The 23,662-nt window shown below is 40.4% G+C and carries 13 protein-coding genes; 3 read left to right on the top strand and 10 right to left on the bottom strand.

Going from position 1 to position 23,662, the window contains the following annotated elements:
• Position 1 precedes the first annotated feature (1 nt).
• Genes ftsA through O6P32_RS08805 form a run of 3 tightly spaced genes read left to right on the top strand, consistent with a single transcriptional unit; the run spans position 2 to position 3,337 of the window.
• Positions 2–1,525, top strand: a complete 1,524-nt coding sequence (gene ftsA, locus O6P32_RS08815) for a cell division protein FtsA (protein ID WP_269878061.1) — start codon at positions 2–4, stop codon at positions 1,523–1,525.
• A gap of 30 nt (positions 1,526–1,555) precedes the next feature.
• Complete coding sequence (gene ftsZ / locus O6P32_RS08810; protein ID WP_269878060.1) at positions 1,556–2,863, top strand: cell division protein FtsZ; 1,308 nt, start codon at positions 1,556–1,558, stop codon at positions 2,861–2,863.
• Between the two features lie 24 nt (positions 2,864–2,887).
• Entirely contained in the window at positions 2,888–3,337 is a 450-nt protein-coding gene (locus tag O6P32_RS08805) for a GatB/YqeY domain-containing protein (RefSeq protein ID WP_269878059.1), read from the top strand.
• Positions 3,338–3,452: 115 nt separating this feature from the next.
• Here O6P32_RS08805 and O6P32_RS08800 read toward each other — a convergent pair whose 3' ends face one another.
• The 10 genes from O6P32_RS08800 to O6P32_RS08755 all read right to left on the bottom strand — a co-directional run bounded on the left by O6P32_RS08800 (position 3,453) and on the right by O6P32_RS08755 (position 23,447).
• Positions 3,453–4,679: an acyloxyacyl hydrolase gene (locus tag O6P32_RS08800; protein WP_269878057.1), complete on the bottom strand. Its 1,227-nt coding sequence runs from the start codon at positions 4,677–4,679 to the stop codon at positions 3,453–3,455.
• Positions 4,660–5,613: a hypothetical protein gene (locus tag O6P32_RS08795; RefSeq protein WP_269878055.1), complete on the bottom strand. Its 954-nt coding sequence runs from the start codon at positions 5,611–5,613 to the stop codon at positions 4,660–4,662. The genes O6P32_RS08800 and O6P32_RS08795 overlap by 20 nt, the downstream gene beginning before the upstream one ends.
• Positions 5,614–5,999: 386 nt before the next feature.
• Positions 6,000–7,958: an alkaline phosphatase gene (locus O6P32_RS08790; RefSeq protein ID WP_269878054.1), complete on the bottom strand. Its 1,959-nt coding sequence runs from the start codon at positions 7,956–7,958 to the stop codon at positions 6,000–6,002.
• 112 nt (positions 7,959–8,070) lie between these two features.
• Positions 8,071–9,702: a RagB/SusD family nutrient uptake outer membrane protein gene (locus tag O6P32_RS08785; RefSeq protein ID WP_269878052.1), complete on the bottom strand. Its 1,632-nt coding sequence runs from the start codon at positions 9,700–9,702 to the stop codon at positions 8,071–8,073.
• A gap of 13 nt (positions 9,703–9,715) precedes the next feature.
• Positions 9,716–12,802 (bottom strand): SusC/RagA family TonB-linked outer membrane protein, encoded by a 3,087-nt coding sequence (locus tag O6P32_RS08780; RefSeq protein WP_269878095.1) that lies wholly within the window; start codon positions 12,800–12,802, stop codon positions 9,716–9,718.
• 362 nt (positions 12,803–13,164) lie between these two features.
• Positions 13,165–14,319 carry a SusF/SusE family outer membrane protein gene (locus tag O6P32_RS08775; protein ID WP_269878051.1) on the bottom strand — a complete coding sequence of 385 codons (1,155 nt, stop codon included), beginning with the start codon at positions 14,317–14,319 and terminating at the stop codon, positions 13,165–13,167.
• Positions 14,320–14,338: 19 nt separating this feature from the next.
• On the bottom strand, positions 14,339–16,006 hold the full coding sequence (gene susD / locus O6P32_RS08770) for a starch-binding outer membrane lipoprotein SusD (RefSeq protein WP_269878094.1): 1,668 nt from the start codon (positions 16,004–16,006) through the stop codon (positions 14,339–14,341).
• A gap of 21 nt (positions 16,007–16,027) precedes the next feature.
• On the bottom strand, positions 16,028–19,048 hold the full coding sequence (locus tag O6P32_RS08765; protein ID WP_408636058.1) for a SusC/RagA family TonB-linked outer membrane protein: 3,021 nt from the start codon (positions 19,046–19,048) through the stop codon (positions 16,028–16,030).
• 186 nt (positions 19,049–19,234) lie between these two features.
• Positions 19,235–21,415 carry a glycoside hydrolase family 97 protein gene (locus tag O6P32_RS08760; RefSeq protein WP_269878050.1) on the bottom strand — a complete coding sequence of 727 codons (2,181 nt, stop codon included), beginning with the start codon at positions 21,413–21,415 and terminating at the stop codon, positions 19,235–19,237.
• 178 nt (positions 21,416–21,593) lie between these two features.
• Positions 21,594–23,447 (bottom strand): glycoside hydrolase family 13 protein, encoded by a 1,854-nt coding sequence (locus O6P32_RS08755; protein ID WP_269878048.1) that lies wholly within the window; start codon positions 23,445–23,447, stop codon positions 21,594–21,596.
• Positions 23,448–23,662 lie beyond the last annotated feature (215 nt).

Genomic DNA, 23,662 nt, shown 5'->3' with positions numbered 1-23,662 from the left:
TATGGCAGTAACAGATTTTATAGTAGCAATCGAGCTGGGATCAACCAAAATCACAGGCGTTGCCGGGAAAAAAAACGCAGACGGAAGCATACAGATTCTTGCCTATGCCAATGAGTATTCTGCCGACTGCATAAAGAAAGGAGTGATTTATAACTTAGACAAAACCACCCAGCGACTGAGCTCAGTCATCAAGCAATTGGAAAGCACTTTACAGGCATCCATCAAGAAAGTGTATGTGGGTATGGGAGGACAGTCTGTACGCAGCATTCATCATACAGAAGTCAAACAACTGGATGAAGATACCAAAATATCACAGGCTTTGATTGATTCTATGATGAAAAGCAACCGTGAAATTGCTTTGCCGGACAAAGAAATACTTGCCGTAGAACCACAAGAATATAAAGTTGGCAACAACTTGACAACCGAACCTGTAGGTATTCCTTCCGATCATATCGAAGGACGTTATCTCAATATCATTGCCCGCAATACTTTAAAAAGCAGCATCGAGCAATGTGTAAGACAAGCAGGATACGAAGTTGCCGAATACTTACTATCTCCTTCAGTCACTGCCGATATCGTTTTAAGCAGCAGTGAAAAGCGCTCAGGATGTGCTCTGATTGACTTCGGAGCGGATACTACCACTGTAGCAGTGTATAAAAGCAATATTCTCCGTCATTTGGCTGTCATTCCTTTGGGCAGTAATGCCATCACAAAGGATATTTGCAGCCTGCAGATTGAAGAAGAAGATGCAGAACATTTGAAGTTACAATATGCCAGTGCTTATACCGATACTGCAGAATACGAAGCAGACCCCAACAAAGAATTCATTATTGACGGGAAATATTCTATCAAGGCACGCAAGTTGGAGGATATTGTAGAAGCACGTGTGAAAGAAATCCTGACAAACGTCTGGAATCAGATCCTTCTTTCAGGCTACAGCGACAAGTTGCTTGCAGGCGTCATTGTAACAGGAGGAGCCTCCAATCTTCCCAATTTCGACAAAGCCTTTGCCCGTCTGACTCATATCGAGAAAATCCGAATCGTCCCAATTGGCGAAGTCAGCTTGACCGGAACTGTTGAAATACCTAAAGACGGTACTCATAATACACTTTTAGGACTGCTTTATGCCGGCAAGGAAAACTGTTGCAAGATAGACCCGCATGGCTACCAGCGTACAATTTTCGAAGACATCGAAGAGCAGAAACGTAAAGCAGAAGAGGCCAGAAAGAAAGCCGAAGAAGAGGAACGTATCCGCAGAGAAAAAGAGGCAGAAGAGCAGAGAAAGCGTGAAAAACTGGAAAACTGTGACAATCTTATCAAAGAAGCCAAACGGTTATTGGGTAAGAAAAACTATAAATCAGCTCTTGCCAAGGCTGAAGAGGCCAAAGCAATTGGTCTGCATGAACGTGCCGATGAAATTGGCGAACTGATAGCCGAAATCAAACGAGAGAAAGATGATAACAATCCGTTCCGTATCTTTATGAAAAAGATTAAGGAAGGGGCCGATGATATCATGAAAGATTAAAATATTCACCACATATAAGAAAAAGAAGCTATGTCTGACGAAACAATTATGCCATTCGATTTTCAAGGTGGAACACCGAGCATCATCAAGGTCATCGGTGTAGGTGGTGGCGGTGGCAACGCAGTCAACCATATGTATAGAGAAGGAATCCACGATGTAACATTCGTGGTTTGCAATACAGATAATCAGGCACTCGACGAATCGCCTGTACCTATCAAACTCCAGTTGGGAAGCGAAGGACTGGGAGCCGGAAACCGTCCCGAACGCGCACGTGCAGCCGCAGAAGAGAGTTTGGAAGATGTAAAGAACATGTTGAACGACGGCTGTAAAATGGCATTCATCACAGCCGGTATGGGTGGAGGAACCGGTACTGGTGCAGCTCCTATCATTGCAAAGACTGCCAAGGATATGGGCATCCTGACTGTAGGGATTGTGACGATTCCATTTGTATTCGAGGGAAATAAGAAAATCGACCAGGCACTCGATGGCGTAGAAGAAATGAGCAAGCACGTAGATGCACTGCTTGTTATCAACAACGAGCGTCTGCGCGATGTGTATTCCGATATCAGTGTATTGAATGCTTTCGGTAAAGCAGACGACACACTTTCTATTGCAGCAAAAAGCATAGCCGAAATCATTACGATACGTGGTAAAATCAACCTCGACTTCAACGACGTGAAAACCGTTTTGAAAGACGGAGGTGTAGCTATCATGAGTACCGGATTCGGCGAAGGGGAAGGCCGTGTAACACAGGCCATCAACGATGCCCTGCACTCTCCGTTGCTGAACAACAATGATATATTCAACTCTAAAAAGATTCTGTTCAATATTTCATACAGCAGCCAGAACGACCTCATGATGGAAGAAATGAACGAAGTTCACGATTTCATGAGCCGTTTTGGAAAAGATGTGGAAACCAAATGGGGTCTTTATATCGATGATGCACTGGAGAACAAAGTAAAGTTTACCATTCTGGCTACCGGATTCGGTATCAAGAATATTCCGGGTATGGACAATCTGCTCAACAAACGTTCGGCAGAAGAACAGCAACGCCTGGAAAAACTGGAAGAAGAAGAACAGCGCCGCGACGAACGCCGTGACGAATACTACGGCGAAAGCATCATCAAGAGCAACAAAGACAAACGCCGCTTCAATATCTATACTTTCTCACAGGAAGATTTGGACAACGACGACATCATCAGCATGGTAGAAGCGAGTCCTACTTATCAGCGTACCAAACTGATTTTGGAAAGTATCAAATCGAAGTCAACCATTGATGCTCCTGTCAGCAACCAACCGGAAACGACTGATACAAACTCAGGCATTATTACATTTTAAACTATATCAATAAAAAATACGACTATGGATTTATTCGATCAAATCAGCAATGATATCAAAGAGGCTATGAAAGCCAAAGACAAGGTAAAACTGGAAACCTTGCGCAATGTAAAGAAATTCTTCCTCGAAGCCAAGACAGCTCCGGGAGCCAACGATACACTGACAGACGATGCTGCACTGAAAATCATGCAGAAACTGGTAAAGCAGGGTAAAGACTCAGCCGCTGTATACGAAGGACAGGGACGTGCCGACCTGGCTGAAGCAGAAATGGCTCAGGTACACGTTATCGAAGCTTACTTGCCCAAACAATTGTCGGCAGAAGAGCTGGAAGCTAAGCTGAAAGAAATCATTGCCCGTACAGGTGCTACAAGTGGCAAAGATATGGGTAAGGTAATGGGTGTTGCCAGCAAAGAACTGGCTGGCCTTGCAGAAGGACGCGCCATCTCTGCCAAAGTAAAAGAACTGTTAGGATAACACTGTTATTCTTACATACTGTGGGAAAAGACAAATCTTCTTCCACACACCATACAAAGGCTCCTGAAAGGAAAACAGAATATTGCTTTCGGGAGCCTTTGCTATATCCGAACTTTTATCTTCCGAAACGGTATCCTATCCCTAACATTAAATTATTCGGATTTTTAAAGTTGTTCAACTGATATCCCACATGAAGAAAAACATGCCGGGTAAGAAAGGTTTTCAAGGCCAATATCTGATAAAAGCCACGTGTATCTTCTCCTGTAAAAAACAAATTGTGTCCGATTCCCACATTTACCGAAAAAATTGGCATATTCAGTTCAGCACGTAAGGATACCCCTACGGCAATCTGTTCACGAAACGGCGGACGATAGAATTTGATATTTTCTCCACTGGTCCCTTCCACGCGAAACTCCCGTAAATTAGCACTTTCATCATACTGTGCATCAAGCGATATACCTGTCCGGAAATATTTGTTTACAATATACATGGGATTAAAGTTAAATCCAGCTACCCCAAACGACCCGGGAATCAATTCACCATGCTCTTCATCCCACATAATCCCTCTTTTACGGGTAGAACCATACACCACAAAATCATAACAGAAACGCTGCCTGCCCGAAAGTTTCTCCCAATGTTCAGACACATGCTGCATCCCTGCTTCCTGCCCCAATGTATGCGACAAGCCGATGCGGGCTCCCACTGTATTGACCCCGGAATTAGGATAATTAGTGTTTCCATTGGAGTAATGTACAAAATCGATACCTGCCGTCAGATTCCATTTTGGAGACAATTGCCAATTCAAGAAAAAACCGGCACTGATATAAGCATTGATGGCCGACCCTACCACATCATTGTATGGATTTGTTTCCCGATTGTATTTTTTCCATCCAAACGAAGCCCCGAAATTCCATTCATAATCCAATGAAAGACGAGAAGAGAAACGGGCTATCCGAGAACCTTGAAATACATAAACAGCAACCGGATTACCCATTTCCGACGTTTGAGGAAAAGTGTTATAAGCCACTCCTACCCCTTGATAAGCATACGGATAAAGTTGTCTGAGACGAGAAGCAGGAGAAAACTGAAAAGAATATCTAAAATGTGCCGCCAGTTGGGTATTCACAGATTTGCCTTTAGCATTGTTTCCGCAGAAAAAGCCATGGGTAGGAAACACATACGCAGGACGCAAATCCATATCGATACGGTGTACCGGTCCGGTATCCAAAGTATCGGGAAGAACAGACCGCCCCCATACAAAGGATACACCTCCTGCCATCATCCCTCCCAGACAAAGTATTCTGAAAATGATATTCCATATTTTATTCGGGAATTGCTTCATAATATAAAGTATAATCTACAGGGTCAAGTCTTTCGCATACCGCATTAATCTGACGTTTTCTTCCGGTACGCGGATGGGTAACATACAGTGTACAGTCAATACTTTTCTCTTCATACCAACATTTGGCCTTAATAGTCATGCTCTGTAAAGGAGGCACCGTAACTTTCTCCGAAACAGATTTCAGCTGTTCGGATATTGCAACCGGAATATATTCACTCGAAAGAGCATACGTTCCATCCGACAGTATAAGCCAGAAGTCCGACGAAACCGGAATATGCACCAAAGGCCGATCGGTACCCAATAAATCCAACGGTTCCCGGCCTAAAGCAGTAAACTTAACCCAGGCTGATGCATTCCGAAAAGGATATATCAGACTCTGAAGAGACTGAGACGAATGGCTGTTACATACCACGACTGTTTCATCTCCGTTTGCAAACGAAAGGCTATCCCGAACTCCATAAGAATAAAGGACATAAGATATACTATCCAGCCGATAAGGCTCTGAGGGTTCTAAAGATAAATTAATAGTACGTGCCTCATACTGATTGCCTACCACAATAAAAAGCGGAAAAGCTACTCCTCCCGGATTTTCCTTTACCGTCAGCAACAGTTCATCAGTACGATTACGTTCCAATACAAAATCCACCATGGGATGACGGCTCACCATACGCACCAGCCCCTCACTACATAAAGGCTTATCTCCCGAAAGCAAATGTCCCTCTAAATCGTAAATATCACCATAAAGAGTTCCTTCATCAGTATATACAGAATTAATACTCCAGTCACCTGTTCCTAAATCGATGCACATCGTACTCCCGTCACTTTGAACACTGCTTCCATTGACCGAAGGTGAAAGCTCGTCAATAAACAGTTCCTGATTACAAGAGAACAGTAATAACTGCATGCAACAGAAAAGGAATAAGGGTATTTTCATATTGATTCTTTCATTAACAGAGAACCAAAAATACAAAATTATTTTTCCCAATTCTCTCTAATACGGGTATTTTTCCACTTTTGTCTTCTATTTGTCCTCTCGCATAAGGGGCTGTATTCCATAAAGAACAAGTTACTTTCATTCAATAGCATCGCTATACAATCCAAGTTATATCCTATCACCGACAACGCCGGATAGAGAGCCGACGGTGCTGAATGTACAGCCAACGACGTCGAATATACAGACATCGTCGCTGAATATAGCGTACTTCCAGAAGAATTTCCATTTACTTTTGTACATATACAAATCTATCCCTAAACATGAAAAAGGCTATATCAGAAAATATCCGATACAGCCTTTTCCATAAATTTATTGTCTTCGCAATATTATTTTTTCATCAACGCCTTAATTTTACGGGCTATTTCATAATTGGCATACTTACCGATAAACTTATTTGCCTGCGGGCCGTAAGTAAATACCGGAAGCATAATCGGTGTATGGTCGTCGGTCACATAAAGAGCCGTCATATATCCCGTTTCATTACTACCGTCTATCAGGGTCAAACCACCGGTTTCATGGTCGCCTGTTACAATTACCAACGTTTCTCCGTTCTTGTCGGCAAACTTCAAGGCTTCAGCCACTGCCATATCAAAACTTAAAGTCTCTACTATCGAACCCGGGAAGCAATTGGAATGTCCGGCATAGTCAATTTTTGCTCCTTCTACCATAAGGAAGAATCCCTCAGGAGAACTCTTGCTCAATTTATCGATAGAACGGGCAGTTGTTTCCGCCAATAAGCCGATGGTCTTTGCTTCTGCCGCTTTTTCCATTTCTTCGTCTATGCAGATGGTTTTCTTTCCGTCGGCCTTGATATCTGCTACTTCTGTAACTACCTGATAACCTTCTTTCTGAAGTTCAGCCAATAAGTCAACTCCGTCTTTTCTGTCTTTGAAGTTACTCATACCACTACCAGCCAGTAAAGAAATCTTTCCTTTCAGCAGTTCACGGGTAATCTCATCGGCATTATCACGCTCAGTAGTATGTCCATAAAATGCCGCCGGTGTAGCATCGGCCACATTTCCCAAAGTCACAACCCCGCACTGTTTTCCCTGTTCTACAAAGAAGTCGGTCAACGAAGGATAAGCCACTCCATCCTCACTCATACTGATATGACGATTATTATTCTGCTCTCCAGTAGCCAATGCACTTCCGGCACCTGCCGAGTCGGTAGTAAAGGCATCTTTTGCTGAAGTGGAAATCAGTCCCAGATGCTGCATATTCAATATGGTCAAGCCTTTGTTTACACGATCTGCAGCTGTAAGTTGTGCCAATCCCATACCATCACCAATAAGGAAAATGACATTCTTCACCGGACGGTCTGTTCCATCGGATTCAAATGAAGGAACATAAGTCTTCACCGGCTCTGCCAACTGCAACTTCTCATTCTTGAATCCCTCAAAATCGTGAGTAGTCTTGTCCAGACGATCTGTCTTGGTTACCCCCTGTACCGACTCTACAGCTTTTGAAGCAATCTCGTAATGCTTGTTATGCCAGTCACTGAAAAAAGCTGTACACTTCTCTACCTTATCCGTATTGATATAATCTACTCCCAACATATGAAAAGTATTCCAGGCAGTCATACCATCGGGAGCTCCCCAAAAGCGGATCTGCTTACCCTGAGCATGTGCCTTTTCAATAGCAGCAACCACTTTTTTCTTGTCTTCTTTTACCAATGAGCCTTTTCCATTCCACTTCGACAAGTCACGGAAATTGGTACTGAATACCCCTACCCGTTCAAGTTGCTTTTCTGTATAGTCTTCTGATAAATTGCCATCGAAAAGAATATAAGAAGTATACTTGTCAAAGTCTTCGGGCTCTGGCACATTACCTGTAATCACAATACGAACCGCATACGGATTGACTGACGGATTGAATACTTCCGGATACTTGTTCAGTTTACGCTGCAATGCTTTCAGAAAAGCGTCAGTATTATCCGACTTGATTTCTACCAGCAACTGCATTTTCTCATCCGATCCCTTCCACGCTCTGCCTTCATTATGACGATACAGCGACAGAATAGGATTCAGATACAAAGCATCGAAGGTTAACTCCGGATTAATATCCTCTTCGTCGTGAGCCACATAAAACTCCTTGCCTTTATAAAACAAATCAACTTCTATCGAATACACTTTCTGTGAATAAGCCTCGTAGAAAGGTACTGTTTGCTTATAATCATTATGCGAATGAATTCTGACCGGATATTGTTGCGCTACTACCGTATTGTGTCCTAATAAAGAAAGACCCGCTACAAATAAAGAAGATACAAGAAAATGTGTTGTCTTCATATGTTTCAGTTTACAGATTAATGTTTGAAAAATAATATAACCGCCAATTCTCAGACGAGCGAAATCCAGAATCGACGGTTACAAAGTTATATTATTTATATCTATTCACTTCTTAATAACCTTTATTTTGCTTCAGTTTACCATTTGAGTTCTTCACCACATCCGAAGGATAAGGGAATACTCTCATATACTGCTCATAAGGCCGTTTGTTGGTATAATCTTCATAATAAGCTTCAGTCCAGGTTGATTCCGGATTTGAACGATCGTCATACTTACGGATACGAGGACGAGCATTCAGTTCTTTTTCTGCCAAAGCCTTGATTTCTGCATTAGAAGACTGAGCCCAACGTTTCAAATCGAACAAATGGTCAGTAAACTCGAATGCCAACTCACAACGACGTTCATGATACAAGTCAGCCATTGTCGGAGTATGATCAAGTGGCTGCAAACCGACACGTTCGCGGATATCATCCAAATCTCCTTTAGCCAAATCAGCACGGTTAGTCATCAGATAAGCCTCAGCACGGAACAGTTTCATTTCTGCAAAACGCATAATCGGGAAATTCATACGTACGGTAGGCCAGTCTCCATTTGCATTCACATATCCATTCTCTACCGGATTTTTATGTTTGAACGGATCCATATACTTATTAATCATAAAGCCGGCTTCATAATCGGATGTAGAATAGAAGACTCTTGACGAACCGAAATATTCGAATTCCTGATTATACTCAAGAATTGAGCGTACAAGACGTTCGTTTCCGGCGCCATCTTTCGCCATTTCTTCGTAGATATCAAGAGTAGGCTTCAACTGTCCCCAGCCATTGTAAACACCCCATCCTTTATTTTCCAATACAGCTCCGGGGAAGTCTATTCCTCCACCAATATTTCCACCATCCGAAGGAATAGTCCAAAGATATTCCTGATTCCAGAAATCAGCATATTCTGAAGAAAACAGCTGAGAGAAAGAAGGATTCAGGTCGCGTCCATAGTCTGTTTCCAGCAAATCAACCATTTTGATTACATTCTCCCACTGAGTAGCATCCCATGTAGCCCAGTAAGCATATACTTTTGCTTTGTAAGCTACAGCTGCTGCCTGATGTGCACGACCTCTGTTATCTGTATCATACTCTTCGAATTTGGGCAGGTAACGGATAGCCTGATCCATATCTTCAATGATATATTGATAGTTATCTTCTACTGATTTCTGCTGAGGAGGAATCGAGTTATCATAATCGCCTGGCAAATCTTCGTAACGCATGAAAGGTACTCCCTGTTCGTCTGTTCCATAACGATAGGCTACATAGAAATGAGCAAAACCTCTCATAAAATAAGCTTCTCCCAAACTTCTCTGCTCTATCTCTGAAAGTCCTTTTTCTTTTTGTTTTTTCAGCAACTGCTGAATAATCCAGTTTGAACGGGAAATATTCTGATAAAGCAATTCGTATGCACTCTTCAAAGGATCTTCATCACCGGTATAAGCCATTGTAGCCAAAGTATTGAAGCTTCTGGAACGTCCCCATACCACATCACATCCGGCTCCCTGTTCCCAGAACAAGTCACGTCCGAACATGGTTTCCTTATGGAAAGGTTTATAAAGTCCGTCTATTGCATCAATGGCTTGTTGGTCGTTGGTAAAATAAGCGTTTGTGATAGGATTTCCTTCAGACTGCACATCCAGAAAATCGCTGCACGAACTAAGCAAGGCAACAGACAACGCTAAAACTGATATATATTTTTTCATGTTCATTCAATTATTAATAAGTAAGTTTAAGACCGAAAGAGAATACTCGAGATACAGGATATTTCAAGGCATCGTATCCACCTGTTTCAGGATCCATACCCGAATAATCTGTAATAGTGAACAGATTTTCACCACTGAGGTATACCATCAGGCTACTGTTTCTTTCCTTCATATGTGACCATTTACGCAGATAATCACTCAAGTCGTAAGATACAGTCAGGTTTTTCAAACGCAAGTAAGAAGCATCTTCCAAATACCAGTCGGATGGAGTAGTAAAGTTTCCATTCGGGTCGTTCTTAGACAAACGTGGAATATTAGAAGAAGTATTGGTTTCACTCCATGCATTCAAGATTTCTTTCGAACGGTTGAAGTTACCTTCTACATCGCTGAGCAACATACATTTTGCAACATACAGTGACTGAGCTCCACCTACACCCTGGAACATTGCACTTACTGACAATTTCTTGTAAGTAATACCTCCAGAGAAGCTAAAGGTTGTTTTCGGAGTAGCGCTACCACAATACTGACGGTCATCATCATCAATCTTACCGTCTCCGTTATAGTCTACAAACTTCAAGTCACCAGCTACAGCATCCGGCTGAATACGGTTTCCGTTCTTGTCTACATAAGCTGCAGCTTCTGCATCACTTTGGAAAATACCATCGGTCTTAATCAAGTAGTAAGAATTAAGAGGCTGACCTTCTGCTGTCTGATACATATAAGGCAGTGTAGAACGGAATTCTCCTTCACCAACCCATACTCCCGGTGTACCGTCTGCATTTTTCACACCTATATCCGATACCCAGTTTTTCAAGTAAGAAAAGTTACCGGCTATATAATATGAGAAATTCTTGTTAATCCGATCACTCCAGTTTGCTTGCAGTTCGAAACCACGGTTACGCACTTCACCCTGGTTTACCAACATGGCATCCAGACCAATAGTAGAAGGCCAGTTCATGGTTTGTGTCTGAATCAGATTGAAAGTACGTTTATCGAAGTAGTCCATCTGCAAAGACAAACGGTTCTGGAATAAATCAAGATCCAAACCTAAATCCCACTGTTCTGAAGTTTCCCAAGTAAGATCCGGATTTACAGCAATCGAGTTATAAATTACATTTCCCCATGAAGAGTGCTGTCCATACTGTCCATAATCAGTAGAGAAATCCTGCCCTAAGACAGCCGAGCGGTAGTTATAGTCGATAGAACCCAAGTTACCTACACGTCCCCATGACGCACGCAGTTTTACCAGGTTTACCAAATCGTTTTTCGGGAAGAATTTTTCATTCGAAATCTTCCATGCCAATGTAGCAGCAGGGAAATCACCGTAATTGTTTTCTTTTGGCAAACGTCCGGCATAGTCACGTCTCCAGGAAGCTGTGATAAAATAGCGGTCATCGTAAGAATAAGCCAGACGTGCAATTACAGAAACGTTGGCATCAGGACCTTCCAGATAATCTTCTGCAGCTACAGAACCTGCATAAGCCAAATACTGAAGATAAGCAGTTTCGTCAGAGAAATCAGTACCTGTTACTTCCAAACCACGCTTGTTGTAATGGTCGGCAGTAGTAGATACCAAAGCTCCGATGCTGTGTTTGTCGAAAATACGGTCGTAAGTCAATGTATTTTCTGTTTTCCATGTATCTGAACGGAAAGTAGTCTCGTCCAGTTCGTTGTTCAAATTAGGTTTTCCAACTTCATCGCGAATCGGAGCAAAGTTCTTATAATAATTGCTCTGCAAGTTATAAGTAAAACGGCTGGTAAACTTCAATCCCTGCAGGATATTGGCAATCTCCAAACTGGTAGTAGACCATACATCACTTGTTCTATCGTAGCGGTTGTCTGCTTCCAGCAAACGCACCGGATTCACCGCATCCCCATGGATATCGGCATAGTTTGAACCATATTTTTCAATATATGCAGGGTCTTCTGTAGTTACACCTCCATACGAACCATCCAACGGATTGTACACAGTAGCACTGGCTGGCATATATACTGCCGACAAGATAGCTCCTGTATAACCAGACTCTGTATCTGAAGAACGTTTTTCGGTATTCTTCCATATCAAATCTTCCGTTACAGTCACCCATTTGTTCAGTTTGAAACGTCCGTTATAACGCAAAGACAGATTCTTGTTGAATGTATTAATCAATACACCTTGATCGTTGTCATAAGATAACGACAAACGGCTTGAAGCATTTTCTGTACCCACGTTCATGGCCACATTATGACGCTGATAGAAAGCTGTACGGAAAATTTCATCCATCCAGTTTGTACGTGTAGTCGCAATCCATGGGTTTTTATTTACATCCCAGCCATCGGGTAAAGAAGTATTGGCATTAGCATAAGAGATTTTTCTCATTTGCAACTGCTCTTCTGCATTCAAAGGCTCAATCAGATTAGTTGCCTGACGAATACCAAATGTAGCATCGTAAGTAACAGAAGGAGCACCTTCTTTTGCTTTCTTGGTAGTTACCAAGATAACACCTCCGGCTCCCGACTGTGCACCATATACAGCAGCCGATGCAGCATCTTTCAATACTACAATCGATTCGATATCATTCATAGAAGTAATCGGTGCTCCAGGAACTCCATCGACTACCCAAAGAACTTTTTCACCGTTTTCATTCTGAGAACCTTGTCCGCGGATTACTACAGAAGGTGCAGAAGTAGGGTCTCCACCATTCGACTGTACTGTAACACCGGCTAATTGTCCTTGCAACATTCCTTCAGTAGAACTAACCGGACGTGAAGTCAGTTCTTCTGTATTGTTCAATACACCGACAGATGCCGACAAGTCTTGTTTACGAGAGTTAGCTCCATAACCCAACACAACAACTTCTTCCAGCAATTCGGTGTTTTCTTTCATAGTTACTACAATTTCCTTTTTACCTTCCGGACGTATTTCCAAAGAAGTAAAACCAATGTAGCTTACAACCAGTACGCTGTTCTTTTCTACAGCCAGATCAAACTCACCGTTAAAATCTGTAATAGTACCGTTTGTTGTTCCTTTTACCAAAACACTAGCACCAATGATTGCTTCACCTTTCTCATCAACGACACGTCCATGCACCTTTTCTCCACTCTGGGCTAAAGTACTCATGGACACATGATTCAAATCACTACTTACTGTTTCCCCTAAAACAGGATAAGGAAGTAAAACTCCCAACGAAGCAATTCCTAAGAAAGGAATGATTCTTTTTTTCATACTCTATTATATGTCTATGTTTAATGTTGATTTCTTTTTACCCGCCGCAAAAGTAATCCATTCACTCATAGTATATATAAGTACGATAATCCAAACACCTTATTGTAACAGTCTTTTCAAATCTCTGTAATTTCGTTTCAATGTAAATTAAATAGAAATGTAATATAACACCTTGTTTTATTCTTTTCCATCTTCCAACAAAAAAGGCATCTTCGCTTGCCGCACGAAGATGCCTTTTTACATTTATCTATGATAGATTATTTCACCTCACCTGTACCTGTAGAGAAATTCAAATATACTTTCTGACCAGGATTTCCTACAACAGAATATTCCGATCCTAAATCAGTCCATCCATTATTTACTGCGTTATCTTCACGATAGAATATTGTGGTTCCATCCTTCAGTGTAAACTCATAGCGATACCAGTCGTATTCAGCTTTCACACACATACGCAACTCACCACTGGCAGCAAATGCAGGTGATACAAACTCACCGTCTGGAGTTTCCGGAGTTGTAAACTTCCACTCATCTGCATAAGCCCAAACTCCCCCGTTTGCAGCTCCAAACAGATAAATCTGCGGTAAATAGAAACTCATTGTATATGCATACTCACTTCCTTTTACTTCGGCACGGATAGCAATGACATACCAGCCAGCCTTGACTTTAATATTACCTCCTTCATTACTTGGATTTGCACCGGCCTGATCATTGAAAGAAGATATATTATCGAAGCCAAGCCAATCTTGTTCGTATTTACCAAACTTAAATTGTCCCTTTTCTGCATCTATATAAACCATAGTCCAGAATTCTCCATCCATACCGTTTACCTTAATCATCTTTTGCCAGGTAGTCCATGGTGTGCCAATGGAAGAACCTACAATATACATTTCGGTAGGAGGTTCTAATGTAACAACAGGTGTACCCAACTTAAAGGTTTTAACCTCCACTGCATTCGAAGAAGATACTCCTCTACTGCTACCAGTCAGTATGGCATCCAATTTCATATAGGCCACAACTTCTTTACCAGCAACATCTTCTACATCTGGGTTGGCGGCCATATAAAGATCAGCCAATGCATTGTTCAGTTCATTTACATCAGGTTGAATCGTAGTAGATACGAATGTAGTACCCAATGTAGTAAACTGACCTTCTTCTGTCAATCCGTTTTCCGTTAAGGAAATATGAAGGGTGTAGGTTACTGCTGCCTGAAATCCATATTCCGGCTGCTGACATTGCAACTTAAAGACAGTTTCTTTCTTGCTTAAATCATAGATTTGCTCTTGAGGAGTTTCCAATACGAAACTGGATGGTTCGTACAAAACGGGATTATCGTCCCGGTCTGTATCGCATGCGCTAAGCATAGGTAAACATAGCGCAACCGCACATATTGTTGAGAAAAATATATTTTTCATAAATTCTATCATTATCAGATTAATAACCTTCGTTCTGGTGCATGTTATTGTTATTATTAATATCAGTAGCAGGTATCGGATATACATTATAAATATCACTTACCGATTTACCTTCTTTCACTCCACCTTTCCAGTCCCAAATATATTTATCGGTAGTGAAACAATCGAAACGAATCAAATCACTACGACGACGACCTTCCAGATAAAATTCACGAGCCCATTCATCCAAAATATACATTTCTGTAAGATCGTTCAAAGTAGGCTGAACTTTACATCCACGCTTGCTGCGTAATGTCTTAATATCCTGCAATGCCAGATCTTTCTTGTTTAATCTGAAATAAGCCTCAGCACGAGTCAGATAAGCTTCTGCCAAACGGATAAACGGGATATCGGTATCAGGATATTCTGTGTGACTGGTTGCAGCTCCATCCGAACGAATGTTCTGCCATTTTACAACAGATAATCCACTTTGGAAACCTGCAATTGCTTTAGGATCCATGGTACGTTTTCCACCACCTGCACCCGAATAGAACAAGGCTCTATCATCACCGGCTTTTTCAATCATGTCTACCGTGCGTACACCATATTGAGCATCCCATGTGTCAATAGCTTCGTCGGTAGGAAGATCAGCCTGTCCAGGAACTTCTACATCTGACGGTATCATAGGTACTTCACCTTCTTCAAAGAATTTATAAACCAAAGCATTGCGAGCGATCAGACAAGACCATCCATTTGTAGTACCCATACGAGGCATACCTCCTGTACGAGTTCCACATACCAAATAAGTAGAACCTCCGTAGTTACGAGTCTTCATACCATCCTGACGAATAGGAAGAACGATTTCTTTCATTGCCTTTTCATTTTGGTCATTATCTGCCATGAACATCAGCTGATAATCATCGCACAACTCGTAGTATCCGCTATTAATAGCCTTATCGGCATATTCTCTTGCTCCATCATAATTGGCAGTACCGGTATAAACTTCTGCATTCAAATACAATCTCGCACGTAAAATCCAGTTGGCAACCTTGTCAGCGCGTCCAAAAGGAGCTTGACCAGGTTCATACATATCATTTTCTATCGCATTCAGTTCACCTTCGATATAGGTATATAAATCTTGCGCCAATATTTCTGTTGGCAAATCATTGTTGAAGTGTTCCTTGAAAGGAGCTTTACCAAACAAATCGAGGAAATAATAATAGTGCAAGGCACGCAGGAAACGAACTTCCGCACGTTGGCGTATTGTTTCTGCATCCGTCATACCTTCAGTCATATCCAAAAAGAAATTGTACTGAGTTATATCATATCCCAAACGTACATATACCCATTCAGTACGAATACTGGACGAGTTCCAACTGATTCCTGTAAACTGAGGGATATCTACATTATCCTGCCATACCCAGATACATTCATCTGTAGGAAATTCCTGACAATTGAATACTGTACGATAGAATCCACTTTCTCCTTCGTCCTGTCCATCCAAATCAGGACTACCCGCAAGACCTTTCTGACCAGTAAGCCCTAAAGTTGCATATTGTTTCACAAAAACTTCATCTTTATTGAAAGATGATGAACTTTGCGGATCTATAGAACTAATGTCCAAATCATTGATACAAGAAACAGTTCCCATTGTTGTAGCCAACAAGAAGGCTGCTGAAAATATATGCGAAAGATATCTTTTTTTCATCATAGCAATTATTTTTTAAGGTTAGAATTGTAAATTAAGTCCCAAAAGGAATGTCAAAGGACGTGGATAAGGACTTCCATCAATACCACTTTGTACTTCCGGATCCAATCCATCATACTTAGTAATGATAAATGGATTTTGTACGGTTGCATAGATACGTCCACCAATTCCTTTGTATGCAGAAGTCTTACACAAATTCTTAAACGAATATCCTAATGTAATATTGTCACAACGCAAGAAAGAGGCATTACGTACAAAATAGTCACTCATATAATAGTCACCTATCCCTTGAAAACCTAACTCTATTGCTTCTGGAGTTGTATTCGACCAGGCAGTATTAGAGAACAAACCAGACTGACTTACATTAGCCTTTCCTGCTAAAAAGTCATAATATACATAGTTATTCAGACTGGCACGAAGCGAGAAGCTGAAATCCCAGTTTTTATAAGTCATTTTCGATGTAAATCCCATCAGGAAATCGGCAGCCGGTTTCTTATAAATGTATTTATCAGAGCTATTGATAATACCATCACCATTACGGTCTACGAACATATTTTCAATAGGCTTTCCGTTTTCATCATATACTTGCTGATAAACATAAAAAGAATTTGCCGGATACCCTACTTTATTTACTTGTACCTTGGTATTGTTTCCACGAGAAATCTTATCTCCTGTTTCTACATAATAATCTGCGTCATTTCCACCTGTCAACTTCGTAATTTCATTATGGTTCCATGTGAAGTTATAAGTTACATCCCATAAGAAATCTTTCGTAACAATAGGTTTCGCATTAATTGCAAATTCCACACCATAATTCTTCAATGAACCAATATTCTTCAGCATTTGGGCATTAAAGTTTGTTCCAACCGGGATTTTCACACTGTTCAGCAAATCGTCTGTTTCGCGATAGTAACCATCAATATTACCACTAATTCGACCATTCAAGAATCCAAAATCCAACCCTGCATTATAAGTGGTAGTCTGTTCCCACTTTAAATCTGTATTAAAGGCATTTGGTCTGGAAGAGTTATAGTATACATCTCCAAACGGATACTGTGCAAACGAGTCATTTGCATAATAAAGAGGCATATAAGCAAAATCAGAAGTTACATCTTGCTGACCAGTAATACCCCAACCTAAACGAAGTTTCAAATCAGACAAGAAATTTACATTTCTCAAGAATTTTTCTTCCTTGATTTTCCATCCCAAAGCCAAAGACGGGAATGTACCCCAACGATTTGCACTTGCAAAACGAGAAGAACCATCCCAACGCATTGTAAATGTAAACAAGTAACGATCCAATAAAGAATAATTCAAACGTCCAAAATAAGACACCAATGTATTACGGGTAGCATATGCAGTTTCTTCGCGCAAAACTTCATCGTGTTTTACCTGCAGATAGCTATCCCATCCATAACCTTCATTGAAACCATTTCTGTGGAAATGCTGTTCTTCACCTCCGGCCATAACATCAATCATATGGTCGCCTATAGTTTTGATATACTGTCCATATACATTATAAGAGATATTATATTTATACTCTGTTGCTACAGAACGATTTCCATAATAGTTATAAGAATATGAATAAGGAGAATAAATTGTAGTCTGTCTACCTTCTGCATAATCTCCACCAATACTTGCATGAATACGGAGATCTGGCAAGAAATGAAATTTATAATCCATTTCGATATTACCCACAAAGTCATTGCTGTTTGCTGTATCATCTTTCTGGTCTAATACTGCAACCGGATTCTGTGGAGTATTTTTATTAGAAGTATAAGCCCATGATTTATCAGAGTAATCACTTGTTCCCTGTGCTGTCTGATAAAAACCACCAAAGAAATCATACATTGGATCGGAACTACGTACCGGACGAGTCGGGTCCATAGACATTGCTCCACCTACAGCAGCTCCGTCTACATAAGTATTCTTTCCATTCATGTATTTCGCTGTAATATTGAACTTCAAATGATCATCAAAGAAAGAAGGAGCTAAGTTTACAGAAGTGGTGAAACGCTGGAAATTAGAATTTTTCACGATACCATTATTACTGCTGTATCCGAAAGAAACGCGGTAAGGTAAATTCTTTAAACCGCCATTTACTGATACATGATGATCTGTGCTTACAGCTGTACGAAATACCTCATCCTGCCAGTCAGTATTTTCTGTTCCCAGTTCTGCAGGGAGTGCTTCGTCACCCCATAACTGTGACACATAATTACGATATTCGTCACCTGTCAATACATCGTATCTTTTCTGAGTAGTAGATACAGATACAGAACCATTATAGCTCACTTTAGGAGCCTGTCCACTCTTGCCTTTCTTAGTAGTAATAATAATGACACCATTAGATGCACGAGAACCATAAATAGCTGTTGCAGAAGCATCTTTCAACACTGTAAATGTTTCAATATCTTCGGGGTTTACCATAGACAAACCATTAGACATACCTTTGATACCATTGTTATCGATAGCAAGTCCATCAATTACAATCAAGGGATCGTTGCTGGCATTCAATGAAGAACCACCACGGATACGAATCTGTGAACCTCCACCCGGAGTACCATCGTTGCTGATTACACTCATACCGGCAACCTTACCTGCCAACATATCTTGTGCATTGGTAGTTATACCTTTACTCAGCTCATCCGGTTTAATAGCTGTCACAGAACCTGTCGCATCATTTTTCTTCACAGAACCATAACCAATTACAACTACATCATCAAGCATTTCTGAATCATCCTTCAAAATTACATTCATCATAGCTGCAGCAGGCAACTCCTGAGTTTTATATCCAATAAAGGAAATAACTACAATATCTCCCTTATTAGCATTTAACGTAAAATTACCATCAAAGTCGGTAATAGTACCATTGGTAGTGTTTTTCACCAATACGTTTGCACCGATAACCGGCTCACCGGTATTATCTTTCACCACACCCTTAACTGTAATGCCTTGTGCAAAGGCTTGTACAGAGAGTAAAACTCCTACTAACCATAATAGCAAGAACTTACTCATTTTTTTCATTCCTTCTATTTTCATATTATTAAATTAAAGTATTAGAATATTATCGTAATAAATACCTATTGAAAACAATACGAGTCTCAACCTTTTCAAATAAGATAAATTTTTATTCCTTACCTTATATAAACATCAATAAACCAAATCTATATAATATCATAGGAAGACAAAGCCAGTGCCCTCCTATGAAAAGAGTTCTTACTTTGTTTATTTTATTTCCTTAATAGAAATAGCGTATCCACCTCCTATGGCAGCTTTCAGAGTCAATTTACTCTTATTGGTTACCTTTTTCTTGGTGATAGTATAAGCCTGTGGATTGGTTTCCCAATTAGCATCTTTTGCGTCGGCATAAATAGTTGCTTCATACTTCTTTCCCGGTTGAAGGAAATCCAATGCCAATTTCGATTCATGACCATTATAGCCAGCTGTACAGCCTACATACCAGTCGTTTGTACCTTTTGCGCGACGGGCAATAGTAATATACTCACCCGGCTCTGCTTCCAAATATTTGCTTTCATCCCAATCGATCGCTACATCCTTAATGAACTGGAAAGCATCCATGAAACGTTCATAATTTTCCGGAATATCTGCCGCCATTTGTAATGGGCTATACATCGTTACATACAATGCCAACTGACGAGCCAAAGTAGAACGGACACGAGAATTATTATTCGGATTCATCTTACTGCAATCAGTTTCAAAAATACCCGGAGTATAATCCATCGGACCTCCAATTAATCGGGTAAACGGCAGGATAGTAGTATGATTCACTTTATTTCCACCGAACGATTCATATTCAGTACCACGAGCAGACTCATTACCGATAAGATTAGGATATGTACGGCAAAGGCCTGTAGGACGTACCGCTTCGTGCGCATTAACCATAATCTTATAATCTCCAGCCTTAGTTACAGCATACAAATAATGGTTTACCATCCATTGTCCATAATGATGTTCGCCACGTGGAATAATATCGCCTACATATCCGCTCTTTACAGAATTGTATCCGTTATCTACCATAAACTGATAAGCCTGATCCATATGACGTTCATAATTACGTACAGAAGCAGAAGTTTCATGATGCATCATCATCTTCACACCTTTATCTGCTGCATAACGATGAATTTCTTTCACGTCAAAATCCGGATACGGAGTTACAAAATCGAACACATAGTCTTTACTCTTTCCAAACCAGTCTTCCCATCCTTCATTCCATCCTTCAACCAGTACTGCATCAAAACCGTGTGCTGCGGCAAAATCAATGTAACGTTTTACATTTTCAGTGTTAGCAGAGTGTTTACCATTTGGTTTGGTATTCTTATAATCTGTTTCTCCCAGTTTTACACTTGAAAGTTCATCTGTATAAGCCCAACTTCCCTTACCGGTAATCATATCCCACCATACTCCGACATATTTCACCGGCTTAATCCAAGAAGTATCGGCATATTTACAAGGTTCATTCAAATTCAATGTAATACGTGAAGCCAGAATATTGCGGGCATCATCACTCACAATCACTGTACGCCAGGGAGAATGACACGGTGTCTGCATATATCCCTTATCACCTTTAGCATCTGGAGTAAGCCATGATTCAAACACCATATTCTTATCGTCCAGATTTAAATGCATACAAGAATAATCTACCAAAGCAGCCTCATGCAAGTTAATATACAAGCCATCTTCTGTTTTCATCATCAAAGCTGTCTGTACTCCTGTAGGTGAGAATACAGTCTGTGAAGAATTAGGAGTAACCGCTTCTTTCATGCGCTCTCTGATTTCAGACAACTTTGAAGTGGTATAATCATATTCCTGGGTATCATAGTCTCCCGGAATCCAAAAAGCAGTATGATCTCCTGCCATTGCAAATTGAGAATGTTCTTCCTTAATAACGAAATAATTCAAATTCTTTTGCTGTGGGAACTCGTAACGGAAACCTAAACCATCGTTGAACAAACGGAAACGAATCACCATTTTCCGATCATTCATAGCCTGATTCAAGGTTACAGCCAATTCATTATAATGGTTACGGATGCTGCTTTCTTCTCCCCATACCGGAGTCCATGTTTCATCGAAAGTGGCAGTCTGAGTATCAGCTACAGTAAATCCGTTCATCAGGTTAGTTTTAATATCCAGCTGATCTTTATCAGTCCGCTCTGTCCATTCAAAGTCTGTTTTTTTATCAGCATCTTCCTTTTTCAGCTCAAGTCCCAATGTACTCGGTTTAATTACAACCTTGTTTTTAAAATACAAATCGTATACAGGAGCCCCAGCCTGATTCAGACTGAAATTCATGACTAAGTTACCGTCCGGTGAAGTCAGTTTCTGCGCATTTGCCAACAAGGCACAGCAGAATAAAGTTGCAAAGGTTAAATGTTTTTTCAAATTCATAGTTCTTCAAGTATTAAAGGGTCAACGTTATCAGAACGTGTATTGCAAAGCTATCGGGTCTGATTACTTGTTATAACCCTCAGAATAAAAATATAAATCAAAACCTCTTTACATAATCAATAATAGATTATTATTCAAATAGTTACACTTTACAAAAAGGAACAATAATATAAACCTGTTAGAAACACAAAATCAATGTTTCCCGTGACTGTAAAGACAGTTTATCCACCAGATTTACAGTTTTTCCTGTCAGGAAATCAGTAGCCTGCTGCGAAGACAGACTTTCTTTATAAGGAGCCAAATCCAAGATCTGTTCTTTATCTGTTCCATTCATAATTACTACAACTGATTTTCCCTGATAACTACGTTCGTACACATACACTCCATTTGCAATAGAATAGTGTTTCAAGCTACCTTTTCCTATTACATCGTTATTCTTTCTCCACTGCAAAAGTTTACGGGTATAATCGAAAGCCTCGTTTTGCAATTCAGTACGTCCGGCAGCTGTAAAGCAATTAATCGGGTCACCTGCCCATCCACCTGGAAAATCACAACGCAAATAGCCATCTCCTTGTCCTTTATCTGCAGCCATCAGAATTTCTGTTCCATAATAAATCTGAGGAATACCACGAGTTGTCAACAAAAAGGCCATTGCCTGTTTATAACGGTTCAAGTTCTTTGTATCTTCTGCTTTTTTATAGAAACGAGAAGTATCGTGATTATCCAGGAAAATCAAAAGATTCATAGGATTAGCATATACCAAATCCTGAGTCTGATAATCATACAAACGGAACAAACCATTGGCCCAGTCGGTTGTTTCTTCGTCAAAAGCCTGATTCATCAGACTCTGCAAAGGAAAGTCCATTACAGTAGGCAAATTAGAATTCTTTGGAGCAGCCAATTTGCTATCTTTCTGCCAATAAGATACCAGCACATTACTATTCAGCCATGTTTCCCCCACAATATTGAAATAAGGATATTCATCCAACACTTCTTTGCACCATTCTGCCATAAAATCGAAATCTGCATACGGATGCGTATCCTGACGAATACCATTTATTCCCGCATATTCAATCCACCAGATACTGCTCTGAATCAAATAGCGTGCTACATGACGGTTACGCTGATTTAAATCTGGCATCACCTGAGTAAACCAGCCATCTGTCGCAATCTTGCGTTCATACTCACTGGCATGTATATCCATCACACTGGCTGTTTTAAACGAAGTCTGCACATACTGCGATTTAAAGTTGAACCAGTCCTTAGACGGTTTATCCTTAAACAAATAGTTTTCACTTCCACAGTGATTAAAAATCATATCCATTACGACCTTCAATCCCTTTTCATGTGATTTTTCAACCAATTGCTTAAAATCATCATTAGAACCAAAGCGACGGTCAAGCTGATAGTAATCAGTAATTGCATATCCATGATAAGATCCCTCCGGCATATCATTCTCCTGTGTCGGATTCAACCAGATTGCAGTTACACCCAAATCAGCAATATAGTCGAGGTGTTCAGAGATTCCCTGAAGATCTCCCCCATGACGACCATACTGTTCAGTGCGGTCAACTTTATTTTCCAGCATACCCGGTATCACATCATTGTCTGGATTTCCGTTTGCAAAACGGTCCGGCATTATCAGGTAAAGTACATCACTCGATGTAAATCCCTCTATATCTGTCCCCTTACGAGTGCGCTGTTTCAGTTCATAAGGCACCACAGTAGTTTTCCGTCCCTGCTTCAAACAAATATCAAATGTTTGAGGAGTAGCATCAGATAAGTCTACATACAATAACAAATAGTTAGGATTCTCTTGTTTGACAACCTCCTTCAATTCCACATTCTTACTGGAAAGTGTTACTTCAGAAGATGCAATATTATCCCCATACAATAAAATCTGTAATTCAGGATTCTTCATTCCTGCCCACCAGAAAGTCGGAGCAATTTTTTTGATTGTTGCCGTACGAGTGGCAGAGTGCCCACTTAGAAAAGAAAGTACAGCCATAATGATTAATAGTGTTTGTTTCATGATATAGGTATTTGGTTTGATGCAAATGTATAGGCTTTCTCTACAAGGTACTTTTCATACAATGAAAATATAAACAGGCAATACACATAAACCATTATTATTCAGCTACATAATAAATATAGACATCGCTAATATTATAAATGAAAAAGAAAAGTTTTTTCCATGTCAGACAATATCTTATTTGAGAATTATTATATATTTGCATAAATCAAATG

Origin of the sequence: Phocaeicola acetigenes (assembly GCF_027529745.1) — a bacterium.
In the GTDB taxonomy this organism is placed as follows: domain Bacteria; phylum Bacteroidota; class Bacteroidia; order Bacteroidales; family Bacteroidaceae; genus Phocaeicola; species Phocaeicola acetigenes.
Note: the sequence above shows the minus strand (reverse complement) of the source record. Positions and strands in the feature narration are given on the sequence as shown.

Bases quoted from the DNA above. Each gene is read 5' to 3' on its own strand.
- ftsA (WP_269878061.1), top strand. From the start codon at position 2: ATGGCAGTAACAGATTTTATAGTAGCAATCGAGCTGGGATCAACCAAA.
- ftsZ (WP_269878060.1), top strand. From the start codon at position 1,556: ATGTCTGACGAAACAATTATGCCATTCGATTTTCAAGGTGGAACACCG.
- O6P32_RS08805 (WP_269878059.1), top strand. From the start codon at position 2,888: ATGGATTTATTCGATCAAATCAGCAATGATATCAAAGAGGCTATGAAA.
- O6P32_RS08800 (WP_269878057.1), bottom strand. From the start codon at position 4,679: ATGAAGCAATTCCCGAATAAAATATGGAATATCATTTTCAGAATACTT.
- O6P32_RS08795 (WP_269878055.1), bottom strand. From the start codon at position 5,613: ATGAAAATACCCTTATTCCTTTTCTGTTGCATGCAGTTATTACTGTTC.
- O6P32_RS08790 (WP_269878054.1), bottom strand. From the start codon at position 7,958: ATGAAGACAACACATTTTCTTGTATCTTCTTTATTTGTAGCGGGTCTT.
- O6P32_RS08785 (WP_269878052.1), bottom strand. From the start codon at position 9,702: ATGAAAAAATATATATCAGTTTTAGCGTTGTCTGTTGCCTTGCTTAGT.
- O6P32_RS08780 (WP_269878095.1), bottom strand. From the start codon at position 12,802: ATGAGTACTTTAGCCCAGAGTGGAGAAAAGGTGCATGGACGTGTCGTT.
- O6P32_RS08775 (WP_269878051.1), bottom strand. From the start codon at position 14,319: ATGAAAAATATATTTTTCTCAACAATATGTGCGGTTGCGCTATGTTTA.
- susD (WP_269878094.1), bottom strand. From the start codon at position 16,006: ATGAAAAAAAGATATCTTTCGCATATATTTTCAGCAGCCTTCTTGTTG.
- O6P32_RS08765 (WP_408636058.1), bottom strand. From the start codon at position 19,048: ATGAAAATAGAAGGAATGAAAAAAATGAGTAAGTTCTTGCTATTATGG.
- O6P32_RS08760 (WP_269878050.1), bottom strand. From the start codon at position 21,415: ATGAATTTGAAAAAACATTTAACCTTTGCAACTTTATTCTGCTGTGCC.
- O6P32_RS08755 (WP_269878048.1), bottom strand. From the start codon at position 23,447: ATGAAACAAACACTATTAATCATTATGGCTGTACTTTCTTTTCTAAGT.